Below are 17,174 nucleotides of genomic sequence, written 5' to 3'. Positions count from 1 at the left end.
GGATGAAACACAGTTTAAATGCACAGGAAGCCAGAGTTATTGGCTGTTTGCTAGAAAAACAAGTGACAACACCGGAGCAATATCCGATGTCGCTCAATGGCGTGACCGTCGCTTGTAACCAAAAAACCAACCGCGAACCGGTGATGGAGCTATCCGATTCGGAAGTCCAGCAGACACTGGATTTCTTGCTGAAAAAACACCTTATTCGCACCCAGAGCGGTAACCGAGTAATGAAGTACGAGCACCGTTTTTGCAACTCGGAATTTGGCAACCTAAAGTTCTCCCCTGCTGAGTTGGCGGTGATTACCACACTATTATTGCGTGGTGCACAAACACCGGGAGAGTTGCGTACTCGCACTAACCGGATGTATGAGTTTGCCGATGTTACTGAAACAGAAGAGGTATTGAACCAACTGGCCATCCGCGAAGATGGGCCATTTGTGGTGCGTTTAGCCCGTGAGCCGGGTAAACGTGAAAGCCGCTTTATGCATCTTTTTAGTGGTGATGTGGCCCCGGCCTCGGCAATAGCAGAGAGTGCTGAAGGGGAAAGCAGCGCCCTTGAGGAGAGAGTTGCCCAACTTGAACGGCAAGTGGCCGCACTGACACGTCGGTTGGATGAAGTATTGATTCAGTTGGATGATTAATAAGGATCCTATGAAAAAGCTACGTATTGGTATTGTCGGTTTGGGCGGTATTGCACAAAAGGCCTATTTACCTATTTTGACTCAAGCACGGGACTGGCAACTGGTTGGTGCGTTCTCCCCCAATCAAATCAAAGCACAACCTGTGTGTGACAGCTATCGGATGCGCTATTTTTCTCGATTAGATACGTTAGCTGCTGAATGCGATGCTATTTTTGTTCACAGCAGTACTGCCAGCCATTTTAAGGTGGTCAGTGAACTGTTGCAGGCCGGGATTCATGTTTATGTCGATAAGCCGCTGGCCGAAACACTCGAGCAATCCGAACAATTGATAGCACTGGCCGCGAAACGGCACTTGGCACTGATGGTCGGGTTTAACCGACGTTTTGCTCCGCTATACCAACAACTGAAACAACAAGTCATCCACCCGGCATCGCTGCGGATGGAGAAACATCGCCAGAACAGTGTGGGGCCGAATGATCTGCGCTTTACCTTGCTTGATGATTATCTGCATGTGGTGGATACCGCTCTGTGGCTTGGTGGCGAAGCGGCAAAGCTCCTGAGTGGAACGCTTCAGACAAATGCGTTGGGACAGATGCTGTATGCAGAACACCATTTTCAAGCGGGCAATGGTCTGATAACTACCAGTATGCACCGCCACGCAGGGACCCAGCGGGAAAGCGTGCAAGCCGTCAGTACGGCTGCCTGTTATCAGGTTAGTAATATGAGCCACTGGCAGCAGGAGTCGGATGGGCAGGTGATAAGTTTGCCGGTAGCCAGTTGGCAAACCACCTTAGACCTGCGAGGCTTTACCGGTGCAGTGCATCATTTTATTGATGCAGTCAGCAACCAAACGGCACCACAAGTTTCGGGCGACGAAGCTATTTATGCGCAGCGAATGATAGAGCAAATTTTACAGCAGGATACTGTTCAATAAGTCAATAATTCAGATCAAAATGGCGCAAAAAGCGGGCTAAGTCAGTAATTTGTTACACCTTGCGATGGATATTCATCGCCGGATACGTAGACTGGCGGCGGTGTTCACACCGTTTCAGGGGCACTTTAATTTCGGTACCTCAACCATTGGGTAGAAGCGACGCCTGCTAATTGCAGGCGTTGATATTTACGGCGAATTAAAAACAGATCGGAAAACAGATCAGAACCCCATATCAGACAACCTATGAATCTACTGAAATCACTGGCAGCCGTCAGTTCCATGACCATGTTTTCCCGCGTATTAGGCTTTGCCCGTGATGCGATAGTGGCGCGGGTTTTTGGTGCCGGGATGGCAACGGATGCCTTCTTTGTGGCATTTAAATTGCCTAATCTATTGCGGCGGATATTCGCGGAAGGGGCATTCTCACAGGCTTTTGTCCCCATACTGGCCGAATATAAAAGTCAACAGGGCGAGGAGGCAACCCGCACTTTCATTGCTTACGTCTCTGGTCTGTTAACGCTGATACTGGCGGTAGTGACCGTATTGGGGATGTTGGCCGCGCCTTGGGTGATTTTTATTACGGCTCCCGGCTTTACTGATACACCTGATAAGTTTGCGTTAACCTCCGCGCTGCTGCGAGTGACTTTCCCTTATATTCTGCTAATTTCGCTGGCCTCCTTAGTGGGGGCGATCCTTAATACCTGGAATCGTTTTTCTATTCCTGCTTTTGCGCCCACTTTCCTTAATATCAGCATGATAGGTTTTGCGCTGTTTGCCGCACCCTATTTCAATCCACCAGTCATGGCGCTGGCCTGGGCGGTGGTGGTCGGCGGGGTACTGCAATTAGGCTATCAGCTCCCTCATCTGAAGAAGATTGGTATGTTGGTGCTGCCACGGTTATCACTGCGTGATGCAGGGGTCTGGCGGGTTATGCGCCAAATGGGGCCGGCGATCCTCGGCGTGTCAGTCAGCCAAATCTCTTTGATTATTAACACCATTTTTGCTTCATTCTTGGTGTCAGGTTCCGTTTCCTGGATGTATTACGCTGACCGTTTGATGGAGTTTCCGTCGGGGGTGCTGGGTGTGGCGCTTGGCACGATTTTATTGCCCTCACTGGCAAAAAGTTTCTCCAGTGGCAATCATGATGAATATTCCCGACTAATGGATTGGGGACTAAGGTTATGTTTCCTATTGGCGTTGCCCAGTGCCGTTGCATTAGGGATTTTAGCTAAACCGTTGGTGGTGTCATTATTCCAATACGGTAAATTTAGTGCTTTTGATGCGGCAATGACGCAACGTGCGTTAGTGGCCTATTCCATTGGTTTAATGGGGCTGATTGTAGTGAAAGTGTTGGCACCCGGTTTTTACTCGCGTCAGAATATTAAAACGCCGGTGAAAATTGCCATTATCACACTGATATTGACCCAGGTAATGAACCTGATATTCATCGGGCCACTCAAGCATGCTGGGTTATCACTCTCTATTGGGTTGGGGGCCTGCCTTAATGCCAGCTTGTTATATTGGCAGCTCCGTAAACAGAATATATTCCAGCCACAACCGGGTTGGGCCGTATTTCTAACCAAGCTGGTTATCGGTGTTGTGGTGATGTCGGCCGTGTTGCTGGGGCTGCTCTGGGTGATGCCTGCGTGGGATGTGGGGGGGATGGCCTATCGCTTGTTACGGTTGTCTGCTGTCGTTGCCGCCGGGGTGATTGCCTACTTTGCCGCGCTGGCATTACTCGGATTTAAAGTTCGGGATTTTGCCCGGAGAACGTCCTGAGTCAATCAAGATATAATTATATTTTAAATAAATAATCTAACCAAAGCCCCGATATCTTATTAGGGCTTTTTTTTATGTTTTAATACCTCATGTTTAATATTGGGTATTGCCCGTGGCACTATCTCTGATGAAGCTTCAGGGAAACAGTTACTGATACGCTCCCCCTATAATACTAATAAAAATAACAATATTCAGGGTGGGATTTTCAATTATTCAAGCGGGGAGTTTATGATACCCGACATCCCTGAGAGCAATTAGCGGTCGGTGATTTAATCTGCTGGCTGGTATTATAACAAAGGCACCCAAGGGTGCCTTTTCACTGATATAGCCGCTGCCCTGCATTTTACAGCGCAACGGCTTTAGATATAATCGCCCATTACATCCGTTCGACCGTCTGAATACCTAAAGTATCCAGACCTTGTTTTAGTGTTTTTGCGGTTAGCATCGCCAGTTTCAGGCGGCTTTGGCGGATCTCTTCACTTTCTGCATTGAGGATCTGACAGTGTTCGTAAAAGCTGGAGAATAAGCCTGCTAAATCATACAGGTATGAACACATCACATGTGGTGTGCCTTCACGGGCCACGGTAGTGATGACCTCTTCAAACTGCAACAGACGGGTAGCCAGTGCCGCTTCACGGTCCTCGGTGATAACCAATGGCAATGTCAGGTTGCTTTCGTCAATACCGGCACGTTTAAATACTGAAACCACACGAGTATAGGCATATTGCATATAAGGTGCCGTGTTACCGTCCAGTGCCAGCATGTTATCCCAGTCGAAGATATAGTCAGTGGTACGGCTCTTAGACAAGTCGGCATATTTCACTGCACCAATACCGACGGCGTCCACCACCTGCTTTAGTTCATCTGCGGGCATATCGGGATTTTTCTCGGCAATCAATTTGCCGGCACGCTCAATAGCTTCATCCAGTAAATCGGCAAGCTTCACTGTGCCGCCGGAACGCGTCTTAAACGGCTTACCGTCTTTACCCAGCATCATGCCAAACATATGGTGCTCAAGTGGTACTGACTCAGGAACATAACCGGCTTTACGAACGATAGTCCAGGCCTGCATCAGATGCTGGTGCTGGCGGGTATCGATGTAATACAGCACGCGGTCTGCACCCAAGGTTTCATAGCGATATTTGGCACAAGCGATATCTGTGGTGGTGTAGAGGTAACCGCCATCTTTTTTCTGAATGATGACGCCCATTGGCTCACCATCTTTATTTTTATACTCATCCAGATAGACCACGGTTGCGCCTTCGCTTTCGACCGCCAGCCCTTTGGCTTTCAGATCAGCAACAATACCCGGCAACATGGCGTTATACAGGCTTTCACCCATGACATCATCTTTGGTCAGTGTGACATTCAACCGATCATAGGCAATCTGGTTTTGCGCCATGGTGATATCGACTAACTTGCGCCACATCTGGCGGCAATACTCGTCACCGCCTTGCAGTTTTACTACATAAGCGCGGGCGCGTTGGGCAAATGCTTCATCTTCGTCATAGGTTTTCTTGGCTTGCTGATAGAAAAGTTCCAGATCCGATAAGCCCATATCACTGGCATTTTCGTTCTGCATCTTTTCCAAATAGGCGATCAACATGCCGAACTGGGTTCCCCAGTCACCCACGTGGTTAGCGCGAATAACATTGTGTCCCAGAAACTCTAAAGTGCGCACCGCTGCATCGCCGATGATGGTTGAACGCAGGTGGCCGACATGCATCTGTTTAGCCACATTGGGGGCAGAGTAGTCAACGACAATAGTCTGTGGCTCAACGGGAGTAACTCCAAGCTTCGGCGCGGTCAATGCCTGCTCTACTTTGCTGGCAACCCATTGGCGGTCAAGAAATATATTGATAAAACCGGGGCCGGCAATCTCAACTTTGCTGGCAATATCTGAAAGTTCAAGCAGCTCGATGACTTTTTCTGCCAGTTGCCTTGGTTGCATGCCAAGTTTTTTGGCAACGGCCATTACGCCATTAGCTTGATAATCGCCAAATTGAGCTTTAGCAGATTGGCGAACCTGAGCTTCGCTATCTGCTGGAGCACCTGCTGCAATCAGCGCCTGGCTGACTTTATCTGAGAGAAGAGCCTGAATATTCACCGGGTTACCTTAATTACGCACAAAAGACAGATTAATGACGCACAAGAAAATCTCTGTGCCAGTTAATTCAAACAAGGCCAAAGCCTTTCACCACAAAAATGATGGCCGGCAGAGCCGTCTGGCAGAGGGTTAGTCACAAGATGGCAGGATTTATACCATATTTGACCCTCGGCGTCAGCATCAGGCCAGTGGTTGTCGCTAATCTCATGGCTAAATAGATTAACCGGTTATTTTATTAGCAATGGCGAATGCGAAAGAACAAAACGGTTAGATTAAATATGGCTGATTAGCGGTAATAACGGTAGATTATGGCCGCGTTACTGCCCGCAATAACAATTCAAAAGGAGAGCCGGATGCGTAGCCTGAAAGATATTGCCGAATTACAGGACTTATTTACTGACTTACCATGCTTTGAGCAAAAACTGGCTGGCTTCGCCACGCGATTGAATTTGGATTTAATGCAATTTAGCGCTGATCATATTTCGTTACGTTGCCACCAAGTCGAAACCGCGCAACGTTGGCGCAGTGGGTTAGCGCAGTGCGGTGATTTGATGTCCGAGACACTGATCAATGGTCGGGTGATTTGCCTGTTCGACTTGGCTCAACCTCTGGTGGTTGGGCCATGGCTGATCGATTGCGTGGAATTACCCTATCCGGGGAAAACACATTACCCCCATCAGGGATGGGAGCATATCGAGCTAGTCTTGCCGGGGGACCCGCATACCTTGAGGTCACGCGCTCGTGCTTTATTGCCAGCCACATTACCGGAGGGTATCAGCGAGAAATTCAGTTCTCCACAAGGGGAACATGAGCGCTTAGCCAACCCGACACTGGCCGTGAGTGATGGTGAGATAACCATTAAGTTCCATCCCTATACTTTGCGGCAAATTATAGCCAGCGAGCAAAATATTTAACGTTAATGGGTTATTTATTTTGATAGCGACTTTCACTTATGGTTATCACTGTGACTGACATCTACTCATAGATTTAAAATGAGTGCCATAGTAAACGCTTAAGTATGTTTTATTAGTTTCTGTTTTTACTTGAGAGCGATCTTCGCTATTTATTCAACAGGTAAATTATTTAGTTCTTATTTATATGCCCGGAAGTAAGCGGGTATAGATACTGTCGCAGTGGCGTTCGTCAAACGGGAGAGAGAATGACTATATTGGAAATTTGTTGCTATAGCGTGGATTGCGCGCAGATAGCAGAAAAGGCAGGAGCCGACCGGATTGAATTGTGCTGCGGTCAGTCCGAAGGGGGCTTAACACCCAGCGTTGGTACATTAATGCAAGCCAATGAAACTGTTACTATTCCGGTGCATCCTATCGTAAGGCCTCGAGGCGGCGATTTTTGTTATAGCAATAATGATTTTGCAATCATCAAAAATGATATCGCGCGGATCCGTGATATGGGATTTGCGGGCGTAGTGGTTGGTGTACTGGATACCGACGGTCACATTGATATGCCACGGATGCGGGAGATAATGTCCATCAGTGGCCCATTGGCGGTCACTTTCCACCGGGCATTTGATATGTGCCAGAACCCAATGATTGCCTTACAGCAATTAACTGACCTGAATGTGGCGCGGATTTTAACCTCGGGCCAGCAGCCAAATGCTGAGCTGGGGTTGGCGTTATTAAAAGATTTGCTGGCTGCAACCCAGGATAAAGGGCCGGTTATCATGGCGGGCGCTGGGGTTCGTTTGACGAATATGCAAAAGTTTATTGATGCCGGTATCCGTGAGCTGCACAGCTCTGCCGGGCGGGCGGTCCCATCGACGATGAAATATCGCAAAGCGGGCGTCACTATGTGTGCAGACAGTGATGTTGATGAGTTTGCCCATTATTGTGTTGATGGTGATGTTGTTGAGGCAATGAAGAGTTTATTAGTGATGGGCCGCCCCCTCTCACAAAGTGCCTAGATCTTTCAACCGCGCTGCCAACCGTTGTACACTGCCCCGGCCAATTACGCCGGGGCAGTCTTATTATGGCTTACGCGCGATTAATACCGCTCGGAGGGGAGCAGGGTAGCCTTCCACCGTTTTACTCGGGTCATGTGGGTCAAGAAACTCGGCTAACGATTCGCTGGTCATCCAGTCAGTACGGCGTTGTTCATCGGTGGTGGTCACCGCCATATCAGCGATTCTGACATCGACAAACCCACACTTTTCCAACCAGGCTTTCAATGCCGGTGCCGATGGAATGAAATATACGTTGCGCATCTGAGCGTAACGGTCACCCGGGACTAACACCTGTTGGCTATCGCCTGCAACGACTAAGGTTTCAAGTACCAGTTCACCGTCGCTGACCAACTGATTTTTGAGCTGATAAAGGTGGTCCAAAGGTGAGCGACGATGATACAGCACCCCCATCGAGAATACGGTATCAAAGGCTGCCAGTTCCGGCAGCTGTTCGATACCCAGTGGCAACACATGCGCTCGCTGATCCCCCCCTAGCAGTTTACGAATAGCTTCAAATTGGCATAAAAACAGCTGCATTGGGTCGATACCGACGGCCAGATGGGCACCTTCGCCAATCATGCGCCACAAATGATAACCACTACCACAACCGACATCCAAAATGCTACGGCCAGCCAGTGGGCTGATATGGGGTAACACCCGTTGCCATTTCCAGTCAGAACGCCATTCAGTATCAATATCCAGCCCATATAGCGAGAATGGGCCTTTGCGCCACGGCATCAGCGCACGCAACATATTCTCCATCCCTTCCCGCTGACCGGCAGAAATCGGGGGGGACATTTCTGCCCGTACCCCGTCACGCAAATCCAATGTGGTCGGTGTCAGTAACGGCAAATGCTCTACCGCATTAAACCAGGTTTTAAACTTGCCGTGTAACGACTCACGCTGCCAGGCACTGAGCTGAGCGGGCAGGGTATCTAACCATGGGCTTAACGGTCCTTTGGCAATCAGCCGGTAAAAATCGCCAAATTCAATCATTGCGCCTCTCCTGCTTTCAGGGCGATCAGTGAACCAAAGTTAAAGCATTGAAACCAGACTTCTGCGTGTTCAAAACCCGCCTGATGCAAGCGTTGTTTATGGGTTTCAACCGAGTCGGTTAACATGACGTTCTCCAGCATGCTGCGTTTCTGACTGATTTCCAGTTCGCTATAGCCATTAGCGCGCTTAAAATCGAGGTGCATATTGAACAGTAATTCGCCAATATCGTTATCTTCAAAATTGAATTTTTCGGATAACACCAGAGCACCTCCCGGGCGTAACCCTTGGTACACTTGGTTAAGTAGCCGCTGGCGATCTGCCGGTTCAAGGAATTGTAGAGTGAAGTTAAGCACCACCATGGAGGCATTTTCCAGCCGAATATCCAGAATATCGGACTCCACAACCTCCACCGGCGTTTCCGCCCGGAAAGCATCAAGATGGCGGCGACAACGTTCGACCATTGCTGGCGAGTTATCCACGGCAATAATTTTGCAACCTTCAGCCTTAATATTACGGCGCATTGACAGGGTGGCCGCACCCAGCGAGCAGCCGAGATCATAAATCTGGCTGTGAGGCTGCACAAAACGTTCCGCCAACATGCCTATCATCGAAATAATATTGGAGTAACCAGGGACCGATCGCTGGATCATATCAGGGAACACTTCAGCAACTTTTTCGTCGAAGGTCCAGTCACCTAGCTTGGCAATAGGGGCAGCAAATAGGCTGTCACGCAGTGGCTCGATAGCCCCAGCCGGATGGCGTTGTGCGTCGTTTTGAGATTGAGTGTCGCGATTTGGCATGACTGTCATTGGCATTAACAAGAAATTTAAGGCGCATATTATAACAGAAAACCAAACGCATTAGCGTGATAATGCGTGAGAAGAGAGCTGATAGACACAGATGAGCGTGAAGGCGGTAGTCAGCCGCCCAGACTAATAGAACTCCGGCGATGGGGACCTCGCAACGGAACAAGCGATAAGCCTATCAGGTCAGACTGAAAATCTGATCCCAAGGCAAGTAGTAAATATTAGCTATAACCATTAATACCAAAGAAACATAGGTGGCGCTCATCCCGGAGCGACGCCAGCGAATTTCGCGATGGCGTAAACCATAATAATGCAGCAGACGGCCAACTATCAGCATTAATCCACAGATATGGATCATCCACGTTTCAGCACCGTTCATCTCCATCATAATGAGCAAAATGACAGCAATAGGGATATATTCTACGGCGTTCCCATGTACCCGGATGGCGGTTTGTAATTCATAAAAACCGCCGTCGCCATAAGCTACCCGGTACTGGTTTCTCAATTTAACCACATCAAATGAAAGCTTTATCAATAACAGTGCGCCCAACACGACATAAAGCGAGCTAACCATTTTCAACTCCATTGCCCAACCATAGACTGGCGGAATAATGATAACCGCCTGTTGGGTCACTGTCGCTAGAAAAATCGATGGATTGTCATTTCTTGATGTTCAGTTTAGTGTTTGGAAAGATGAGCTTAAAACAACGTCACTTGTTCAGGCCAGTCAGGTGCGGTTGCTAGCGTCGGTATGCGTGCTGCCAACTGTTGCCATAGCTTTTGCGCTTGCTGCGGCGAGTCGCTGTTATCTGGTGTGTGAATGAATAAATAAGGCTGATATTGCTGTTCCCACAGTGGCAGTCTTTGTAACCATGGCGAAAATAGAGCCAAATTATCATCTATTTGATCGCCACCAATAAATCGCACCAAGGGGTGACTGCCAGTGACGACGGCATGAACAGGGAGGCGGGGTTTCTTGCTTTGTGCATCCCGTACGGCCGCAGTTGCTGGTTTGGCGGCATGAATAGCGCGGCTATCTAATATTACCCGATTGATTGACCGTTGGTGCAAACCTTGATTGAGCGCCAACTCAGTAGCACCTTTGGCAAAAAACTCAGGATGACGCACTTCGACCCCATAATTGAAGCCTGCGGGCAATTTATCGAGAAATTGCCACAAATGGTTCAACGCATTAGGCCCAAATGCTGCGGGCAACTGTAACCACAATTGGCCAATGCGTTCATGCAGTGGGGCCAAACAGTGATAAAAAGCCTGTAGATCTTGCTCACATTCGCGCAAAGCCGCCTGATGGCTAATCGTCGAGGGGAATTTAAAGCAAAAGCGGAAACTGTCCGGCGTCATATCACGCCAGCGCTGTACTATTTCCAGCCGTGGCAATGCATAAAACGTGGTATTCCCTTCAACACAATTAAAGTAGCGGCTATAGTCAGCTAAATCCTTGATACCCAGCCGGTTCCAGGTTGGGTGTTGCCATTGCGGCAGTCCGATATACATATTTTACCCTTCTTACTTGGCGCTACTGCGTTGTTAGCTGCGCTGACGTTATAGCGTTACGCGTTAAGGGCCGCAAGAATTTCGCTACTGCTGCGCACGCGGGATATCCGCGGGAAAATATGTGTAAATGCGAACTGCTGCATCTCGCTGCTCGCCGTACTGCAACCATCTTCGGCAATCACCAACTCATAACCGTGCTCCCAAGTGGCACGAGCCGTTGATTCCACACCGATATTGGTGGCAATCCCCGCCAATACGATGGTCTTTATACCGCGTCGGCGCAATTGTAAATCCAAATCTGTGCCATAAAATGCGCCCCACTGGTGTTTAGTAATTTTGATATCTTGATCAGCCACCGCGAGTTGTTCGGGGAACGTCCACCATGAGTCTGGCAACCCACCCTCGGGGGCAGGGCTTGGCTGATCTACGGGCTGTTTTAGTGCCTCGGCGAAGGAGTCAGACCAACCCACTCGCACCAAAACCACCGGAGCACCCAGCAGGCGAAACTGCTTTGCCAATTGTGCGTTGGTGGCGATGACCTGTTCAGCCGTATAGGGGCCTTTGGCAAAAGGTAAGATCCCTTGTTGTAGATCAATCAGTACCAGTGCGGTGGTTTTTGCATCAAGTTTCATTCTGTTACGCCTCAATATCATTATGCGAAAGTCTGGATGAGCGGTTCCACCTGCTGACCCGTTGTTGCTAGCATATGTTATCGGGCGGTCCTTGTGAGGGGATAAATTTGTTAAATGATGTGTTAAAACATCGCTGAAAGGGATTTTGTCATGCCTGAGCTGTGCGTTCGCTCTTATCTATACCATGAAATTCCTTTATAATGGCCCCCATTTTTCAAGACTCTTTAATCCAAAACACCTAAGAAAACAGTCGCACGGACAGTGCATAACGCGTGTGGCATCGGCTGAGTAAAAGGATATTGTATGCGTACTGAGTATTGCGGGCAGTTGAATCTGTCCCATGTGGGCCAAAGCGTTACACTTTGTGGTTGGGTTAACCGTCGTCGTGACCTCGGTGGTCTGATTTTTATTGATATGCGTGATCGCGAAGGCATCGTTCAGGTATTTTTCGATCCAGACCATAAAGCCGCTTTTGAACAGGCTTCAGAGTTGCGTAATGAGTTCTGTATCCAGATTACCGGCACCGTGCGTGCGCGCCCAGATAGCCAAATCAATAAAGATATGTTGACGGGTGAAGTGGAAATCTTTGCCAATGCGCTGAATATCATCAACCGTTCTGAGCCGTTGCCACTGGACTCTAATCAGACCAACAGTGAAGAACAGCGTCTGAAGTATCGCTATTTGGATTTGCGTCGCCCGGAAATGGCCGATCGCCTGAAAACCCGTGCAAAAATCACCAGCTTTGTCCGTCGCTTTATGGACAGCCATGGTTTCCTCGATATTGAAACCCCAATGCTGACCAAGGCAACGCCAGAAGGTGCGCGTGACTATCTGGTGCCAAGCCGGGTACACAAAGGCAAGTTCTATGCATTGCCACAATCACCACAACTGTTTAAACAGTTGCTGATGATGTCTGGTTTTGACCGCTATTATCAGATCGTAAAATGCTTCCGTGATGAAGATTTGCGTGCTGACCGCCAGCCTGAATTCACCCAAATCGATGTTGAAACCTCTTTCATGACCGCCGATCAAGTGCGCGAAGTGATGGAGAAACTGGTGCGTGAATTGTGGCAGGAAACCAACGGTGTCGAGCTGGGTGATTTCCCGGTGATGACTTTTGCTGAAGCTATGCGTCGTTTCGGTTCTGATAAACCAGACCTGCGTAACCCAATGGAATTGGTGGATGTTGCGGATCTGGTTAAAGACGTTGAGTTTAAAGTATTCTCTGGCCCGGCAAATGATGTCAAAGGTCGTGTCGCTGCACTGCGTGTTCCCGGTGGCGCACAGGTTACCCGTAAGCAAATTGATGAGTACGGCCAGTTTGTCAGCATCTATGGCGCGAAAGGCTTGGCATGGTTGAAAGTCAATGACCGTGCAGCCGGCGTTGAGGGTGTACAAAGCCCAATTGCGAAATTCCTCAGTGCAGAGGTACTGGAAGCCATTCTGGCTCGCACTCAGGCTGAAAGCGGCGATATCCTGTTCTTTGGTGCCGATAGCAACAAAATCGTCACTGACGCGATGGGTGCATTGCGTCTGAAAGTAGGTCGTGATCTGGAACTGACCAAATTGGGAACATGGGCGCCGCTGTGGGTTGTTGACTTCCCGATGTTTGAAGATGATAGCGAAGGCGGCCTAACGGCGATGCATCATCCGTTTACTGCACCAAAAGAGATGAGCCCAGAGCAATTGGCTGCGGCACCGACTACGGCTATCGCCAATGCGTACGATATGGTGATTAACGGTTATGAAGTGGGTGGCGGTTCCGTGCGTATTCATCGTACCGAAATGCAGCAACAGGTGTTTGGTATTCTGGGTATCAATGAACACGAGCAACGTGAGAAATTTGGCTTCCTGCTGGACGCATTGAAATATGGCACACCACCACACGCAGGTCTGGCTTTCGGTCTGGATCGTCTGGTGATGCTGCTGACCGGTACTGATAACATTCGTGATGTCATTGCTTTCCCGAAAACCACTGCGGCGGCTTGTCTGATGACCGATGCGCCAAGCTTTGCTAATCCAGCTTCTCTGCAAGAGCTGTCGATCAGCGTAGTGGCGAAGAAAGGGGCAACAGACGTAGCGGAAGAAGAGAATCAGTAATGAATTATAAGCGCCCCGAATCAATACTGGCGGTTATCTACGCCAGATCCAGTGGTCGGGTGTTGATGTTGCAACGGCGTGATGATCCTGATTTCTGGCAGTCGGTGACCGGCAGTCTGGAAGAGGGGGAAGCGCCGCGGCAAACCGCACAGCGCGAAGTAAAGGAAGAAGTCGGCATTGATATACTGGGTGAAAACCTTGATCTACTCGACTGCCAGCGTTGTGTGGAATTTGAACTCTTTGTGCATTTGCGCCGTCGCTATGCGCCGGGTGTTACGCGGAATAAAGAACATTGGTTCTGTCTGGCGTTACCCGAAGAGCGGGATGTGGTTATCACCGAACATCTTGCCTACCAGTGGTTAGATGCTGCAGATGCCGCAGCATTAACTAAATCCTGGAGTAATCAGCAAGCGATTGAAGAGTATGTTCTTTATTCAAGCTAGTATTTTTGGAGATACTTATTTATGGCAGGTCATAGTAAATGGGCCAACACAAAACACCGCAAAGCGGCACAGGATGCTAAGCGCGGTAAGATTTTCACTAAAATTATCCGTGAGCTGGTGACTGCGGCACGTCTGGGTGGTGGTGATCCCGGTGCAAACCCACGTTTACGTGCGGCCATCGATAAAGCGCTATCGAATAATATGACGCGTGACACCCTGAACCGCGCAATTGCCCGTGGTGTTGGTGGTGACGAAGATAACAATATGGAAACTATTATTTACGAAGGCTACGGACCTGGCGGCACTGCCGTGATGGTTGAATGTCTGAGTGATAACCGTAACCGTACCGTATCTGAAGTCCGCCATGCATTCACTAAGACCGGCGGTAATTTGGGAACCGATGGTTCTGTTTCCTATCTGTTTACCAAAAAAGGCGTCATTTCTTACGCACCAGGTTTGGCTGAAGATACCGTGATGGATGCGGCATTGGAAGCGGGTGCCGATGATATCGTGGTATATGATGACGGTGCTATTGACGTGTTCACGGCTTGGGAGTCACTGGGTGCGGTGAAAGATGCTTTGGATGCAGCGGGTCTGGTGGCAGAAGGTGCTGAAGTTGCGTTGATTCCATCAACCAAAGCGGATTTGGATGCGGAAACCGCACCAAAACTGTTGCGTTTGATCGATATGCTGGAAGATTCTGATGATGTGCAAGAGGTTTACCATAACGGTGAAATCTCTGATGAAGTGGCGGCAACATTGTAAAACAGCGTCATCTCATCCGGTTGTTCAATGAGTTATGTCATTCTCTCTGGCCGCATTCTGTGGCCAGTGTTTTTAGAGGCACCCCCCGGTATTGCACAGGTACGGTGCCTTTGCTCATTAATGTTACTCAACATAGTATTAATGAGAAGCAATGCAGCGAATAAGGTAAAAAACTGGTATGGCGATCGTATTAGGCATCGATCCCGGTTCTCGTGTCACCGGTTATGGCGTTATTCGCCAACAAGGCCGTCAGCTCACTTATCTGGGCAGCGGCTGTATCCGCACTGTTGTTGACGATATGCCTACTCGTCTGAAGCTAATTTATGCTGGTGTGACTGAAATTATCACTCAGTTCCAACCTGATTTTTTTGCTATTGAACAAGTGTTTATGGCGAAAAACCCGGATTCGGCGTTAAAGCTGGGGCAAGCACGTGGCGCTGCAATTGTTGCTGCGGTAAACCTGAATTTACCGGTTTCTGAATATGCAGCCCGCCAGGTAAAGCAAACTGTGGTGGGAACCGGGGCGGCAGAAAAAAGTCAGGTTCAACATATGGTGCGTTCACTGTTAAAACTGCCAGCGAATCCCCAGGCCGATGCGGCCGATGCATTAGCTATTGCGATAACCCATTGCCATCTTAGTCAAAATACCTTGCGATTGGGCAATGATCAAATGACATTGGCGCGTGGCAGAATTCGCTAACCCATTACCAGACGCGAACAGGTTAACAGTTATTGTTGGCTGGATATCCATCCAGCCTTTTTTATGCTATAAACAGCCATTATGTTTATACCCGACCGCGGGTAAACGAGGAGAGAGTCAACGTGATAGGGCGCCTCAGAGGTATCATTCTGGAAAAACAGCCACCGTTGGTGCTGTTGGAAACAAACGGTGTTGGCTATGAAGTCCAATTACCAATGACCTGCTTTTATGAGCTGCCGGACTTGGGGCAGGAAGCCATTATCTTTACCCAATTTATCGTGCGTGAAGATGCTCAGCTTTTGTATGGCTTTAATGATAAGCAGGAGCGGGCGCTGTTTCGCGAACTGATTAAAGTTAACGGTGTCGGCCCTAAACTGGCGCTGGCCATTCTCTCCGGCATGTCTGCGCAGCAATTTGTGGCCGCGGTTGAACGGGAAGACATTACCACGTTGGTTAAATTACCCGGTGTCGGCAAGAAGACGGCCGAACGGCTGGTGGTGGAAATGAAAGACCGCTTTAAAGGTCTGAATGGCGATCTGTTCAATAATACCGGCGATATTCAGTTGCCCGCCAGTTCATCGCAAACATCGGATGCCGATATTGAGGCGGAAGCTGCTTCGGCACTGGTTGCTTTGGGCTATAAACCACAGGAAGCCAGCCGTTTGGTGAGCAAAATAGCTAAACCGGGTGCTGACTGTGAAACCCTGATCCGCGACGCTCTGCGTTCCGCATTATAGAGTGAGTCATACAGGATGATTGAAGCAGACCGCCTGATATCGGCAGGTATTATCAGTGATGAAGAGAGCATTGATCGGGCTATCCGACCAAAGCTATTGGCTGAATATGTCGGGCAGCCCCACGTCCGCGAGCAAATGGAAATCTTCATTCAGGCGGCAAAACAGCGTGGCGACGCGCTTGATCATGTCCTGATTTTCGGCCCGCCAGGGCTGGGTAAAACCACATTGGCAAATATTGTTGCTAATGAGATGGGGGTGAACCTGCGAACTACCTCCGGCCCGGTCTTGGAAAAGGCCGGTGACTTAGCGGCGATGCTGACCAATCTTGAGCCACACGATGTCCTGTTTATTGATGAAATCCATCGATTATCGCCGGTTGTAGAGGAGATCCTCTATCCGGCAATGGAAGATTATCAATTGGATATCATGATTGGTGAAGGCCCCGCGGCCCGTTCAATCAAACTTGATCTGCCGCCATTTACCCTGATTGGTGCCACCACTCGCGCCGGTTCATTGACCTCTCCACTGCGTGACAGGTTTGGTATTGTGCAACGCCTGGAGTTTTATCAGGTGGCAGATTTAGAACATATTGTCGCGCGCAGTGCCAAGTGTATGGGGTTGGAACTGACGCCAGAAGGGGCTCATCAACTGGCGCGTCGTTCAAGAGGGACGCCACGTATCACTAACCGTCTGCTGCGCCGGGTGCGAGATTTTGCTGAAGTCAGAGCCGATGGCGCGATTAACGGCGATGTGGCGATGAAAGCGCTAGATATGCTTAATGTCGATGCCGAAGGGTTTGACTTTATGGACCGTAAGCTGTTGCTCGCCGTGATTGACAAGTTTATGGGCGGTCCGGTCGGGCTGGATAACTTAGCCGCCGCGATTGGCGAAGAGCGGGAAACGATTGAAGACGTGCTGGAACCTTATTTGATCCAACAAGGTTTTATTCAACGCACACCACGTGGGCGAATTGCCACCAATCATGCCTACAAACATTTTGGGATTACCCGCGAAGAGTAAATTTTTTGATGCAGGGCTGAGCCAATGCCAGCC

The 17,174-nt window shown here is 49.3% G+C and carries 17 protein-coding genes; 11 read left to right on the top strand and 6 right to left on the bottom strand.

From position 1 onward, the window contains the following. Positions 1 to 2 precede the first annotated feature (2 nt). The 3 genes from V1956_RS14335 to murJ all read left to right on the top strand — a co-directional run bounded on the left by V1956_RS14335 (position 3) and on the right by murJ (position 3,357). The gene (locus tag V1956_RS14335; protein WP_420071065.1) at positions 3 to 644 is read left to right on the top strand and encodes a YceH family protein; all 642 of its coding nucleotides are present in this window, start codon (positions 3 to 5) and stop codon (positions 642 to 644) included. Further along, complete coding sequence (locus tag V1956_RS14330) at positions 637 to 1,578, top strand: Gfo/Idh/MocA family protein (protein ID WP_372558911.1); 942 nt, start codon at positions 637 to 639, stop codon at positions 1,576 to 1,578. Before V1956_RS14335 ends, V1956_RS14330 begins: the two co-directional genes overlap by 8 nt. Positions 1,579 to 1,821: 243 nt before the next feature. Beyond that, on the top strand, positions 1,822 to 3,357 hold the full coding sequence (murJ, locus tag V1956_RS14325; RefSeq protein WP_420074467.1) for a murein biosynthesis integral membrane protein MurJ: 1,536 nt from the start codon (positions 1,822 to 1,824) through the stop codon (positions 3,355 to 3,357). Positions 3,358 to 3,733: 376 nt separating this feature from the next. Here the strand turns inward: murJ and argS are convergent, their stop codons facing one another. Further along, a complete protein-coding gene (gene argS / locus V1956_RS14320) occupies positions 3,734 to 5,464 on the bottom strand; it encodes an arginine--tRNA ligase (protein WP_442825246.1) in 1,731 nt (576 codons plus the stop codon). Positions 5,465 to 5,817: 353 nt separating this feature from the next. Here argS and V1956_RS14315 point away from each other — a divergent pair, with 353 nt between their 5' ends. Together V1956_RS14315 and cutC are read left to right on the top strand one after the other, a co-directional pair. Beyond that, positions 5,818 to 6,378, top strand: a complete 561-nt coding sequence (locus tag V1956_RS14315) for a VOC family protein (protein ID WP_372558914.1) — start codon at positions 5,818 to 5,820, stop codon at positions 6,376 to 6,378. A gap of 245 nt (positions 6,379 to 6,623) precedes the next feature. Beyond that, entirely contained in the window at positions 6,624 to 7,388 is a 765-nt protein-coding gene (gene cutC, locus V1956_RS14310; RefSeq protein WP_083159007.1) for a copper homeostasis protein CutC, read from the top strand. 63 nt (positions 7,389 to 7,451) lie between these two features. Here cutC and cmoB read toward each other — a convergent pair whose 3' ends face one another. From cmoB to V1956_RS14285, 5 genes are all read right to left on the bottom strand, one after another. After that, complete coding sequence (cmoB, locus tag V1956_RS14305) at positions 7,452 to 8,423, bottom strand: tRNA 5-methoxyuridine(34)/uridine 5-oxyacetic acid(34) synthase CmoB (protein WP_372558915.1); 972 nt, start codon at positions 8,421 to 8,423, stop codon at positions 7,452 to 7,454. Continuing rightward, positions 8,420 to 9,223, bottom strand: a complete 804-nt coding sequence (gene cmoA, locus V1956_RS14300; protein WP_102970419.1) for a carboxy-S-adenosyl-L-methionine synthase CmoA — start codon at positions 9,221 to 9,223, stop codon at positions 8,420 to 8,422. The genes cmoB and cmoA overlap by 4 nt, the downstream gene beginning before the upstream one ends. A 184-nt stretch (positions 9,224 to 9,407) precedes the next feature. Continuing rightward, positions 9,408 to 9,803 carry an MAPEG family protein gene (locus tag V1956_RS14295; RefSeq protein ID WP_083163679.1) on the bottom strand — a complete coding sequence of 132 codons (396 nt, stop codon included), beginning with the start codon at positions 9,801 to 9,803 and terminating at the stop codon, positions 9,408 to 9,410. Between the two features lie 125 nt (positions 9,804 to 9,928). Then, the gene (locus V1956_RS14290; RefSeq protein ID WP_420074626.1) at positions 9,929 to 10,744 is read right to left on the bottom strand and encodes a DUF72 domain-containing protein; all 816 of its coding nucleotides are present in this window, start codon (positions 10,742 to 10,744) and stop codon (positions 9,929 to 9,931) included. Positions 10,745 to 10,800: 56 nt separating this feature from the next. Then, positions 10,801 to 11,376, bottom strand: coding sequence for a hydrolase (locus tag V1956_RS14285; RefSeq protein ID WP_420074627.1), 576 nt, complete (start codon positions 11,374 to 11,376; stop codon positions 10,801 to 10,803). A 303-nt stretch (positions 11,377 to 11,679) separates the two neighbouring features. Here V1956_RS14285 and aspS point away from each other — a divergent pair, with 303 nt between their 5' ends. The 6 genes from aspS to ruvB all read left to right on the top strand — a co-directional run bounded on the left by aspS (position 11,680) and on the right by ruvB (position 17,141). Then, positions 11,680 to 13,476 (top strand): aspartate--tRNA ligase, encoded by a 1,797-nt coding sequence (gene aspS, locus V1956_RS14280; RefSeq protein WP_372558918.1) that lies wholly within the window; start codon positions 11,680 to 11,682, stop codon positions 13,474 to 13,476. Continuing rightward, entirely contained in the window at positions 13,476 to 13,919 is a 444-nt protein-coding gene (gene nudB / locus V1956_RS14275; protein WP_372558919.1) for a dihydroneopterin triphosphate diphosphatase, read from the top strand. The genes aspS and nudB overlap by 1 nt, the downstream gene beginning before the upstream one ends. A gap of 21 nt (positions 13,920 to 13,940) precedes the next feature. Then, positions 13,941 to 14,684, top strand: coding sequence for a YebC/PmpR family DNA-binding transcriptional regulator (locus V1956_RS14270; RefSeq protein ID WP_083159003.1), 744 nt, complete (start codon positions 13,941 to 13,943; stop codon positions 14,682 to 14,684). Positions 14,685 to 14,862: 178 nt separating this feature from the next. Then, positions 14,863 to 15,384: a crossover junction endodeoxyribonuclease RuvC gene (gene ruvC / locus V1956_RS14265; protein WP_005185237.1), complete on the top strand. Its 522-nt coding sequence runs from the start codon at positions 14,863 to 14,865 to the stop codon at positions 15,382 to 15,384. Positions 15,385 to 15,506: 122 nt separating this feature from the next. Further along, complete coding sequence (gene ruvA, locus V1956_RS14260) at positions 15,507 to 16,121, top strand: Holliday junction branch migration protein RuvA (protein WP_083159002.1); 615 nt, start codon at positions 15,507 to 15,509, stop codon at positions 16,119 to 16,121. 15 nt (positions 16,122 to 16,136) lie between these two features. After that, the gene (gene ruvB / locus V1956_RS14255; protein WP_083159001.1) at positions 16,137 to 17,141 is read left to right on the top strand and encodes a Holliday junction branch migration DNA helicase RuvB; all 1,005 of its coding nucleotides are present in this window, start codon (positions 16,137 to 16,139) and stop codon (positions 17,139 to 17,141) included. The last annotated feature ends 33 nt before the right edge of the window (positions 17,142 to 17,174 follow it).

Source organism: Yersinia sp. 2540 StPb PI (assembly GCF_052217165.1).
GTDB classification, from domain to species: Bacteria; Pseudomonadota; Gammaproteobacteria; order Enterobacterales; family Enterobacteriaceae; genus Yersinia; species Yersinia enterocolitica_E.
This window is presented reverse-complemented; position numbering and strand designations above follow the sequence as displayed.

Bases quoted from the DNA above. Each gene is read 5' to 3' on its own strand.
- V1956_RS14335 (WP_420071065.1), top strand. From the start codon at position 3: ATGAAACACAGTTTAAATGCACAGGAAGCCAGAGTTATTGGCTGTTTG.
- V1956_RS14330 (WP_372558911.1), top strand. From the start codon at position 637: ATGATTAATAAGGATCCTATGAAAAAGCTACGTATTGGTATTGTCGGT.
- murJ (WP_420074467.1), top strand. From the start codon at position 1,822: ATGAATCTACTGAAATCACTGGCAGCCGTCAGTTCCATGACCATGTTT.
- V1956_RS14315 (WP_372558914.1), top strand. From the start codon at position 5,818: ATGCGTAGCCTGAAAGATATTGCCGAATTACAGGACTTATTTACTGAC.
- cutC (WP_083159007.1), top strand. From the start codon at position 6,624: ATGACTATATTGGAAATTTGTTGCTATAGCGTGGATTGCGCGCAGATA.
- cmoB (WP_372558915.1), bottom strand. From the start codon at position 8,423: ATGATTGAATTTGGCGATTTTTACCGGCTGATTGCCAAAGGACCGTTA.
- cmoA (WP_102970419.1), bottom strand. From the start codon at position 9,223: ATGCCAAATCGCGACACTCAATCTCAAAACGACGCACAACGCCATCCG.
- V1956_RS14295 (WP_083163679.1), bottom strand. From the start codon at position 9,803: ATGGTTAGCTCGCTTTATGTCGTGTTGGGCGCACTGTTATTGATAAAG.
- V1956_RS14290 (WP_420074626.1), bottom strand. From the start codon at position 10,744: ATGTATATCGGACTGCCGCAATGGCAACACCCAACCTGGAACCGGCTG.
- V1956_RS14285 (WP_420074627.1), bottom strand. From the start codon at position 11,376: ATGAAACTTGATGCAAAAACCACCGCACTGGTACTGATTGATCTACAA.
- aspS (WP_372558918.1), top strand. From the start codon at position 11,680: ATGCGTACTGAGTATTGCGGGCAGTTGAATCTGTCCCATGTGGGCCAA.
- nudB (WP_372558919.1), top strand. From the start codon at position 13,476: ATGAATTATAAGCGCCCCGAATCAATACTGGCGGTTATCTACGCCAGA.
- V1956_RS14270 (WP_083159003.1), top strand. From the start codon at position 13,941: ATGGCAGGTCATAGTAAATGGGCCAACACAAAACACCGCAAAGCGGCA.
- ruvC (WP_005185237.1), top strand. From the start codon at position 14,863: ATGGCGATCGTATTAGGCATCGATCCCGGTTCTCGTGTCACCGGTTAT.
- ruvB (WP_083159001.1), top strand. From the start codon at position 16,137: ATGATTGAAGCAGACCGCCTGATATCGGCAGGTATTATCAGTGATGAA.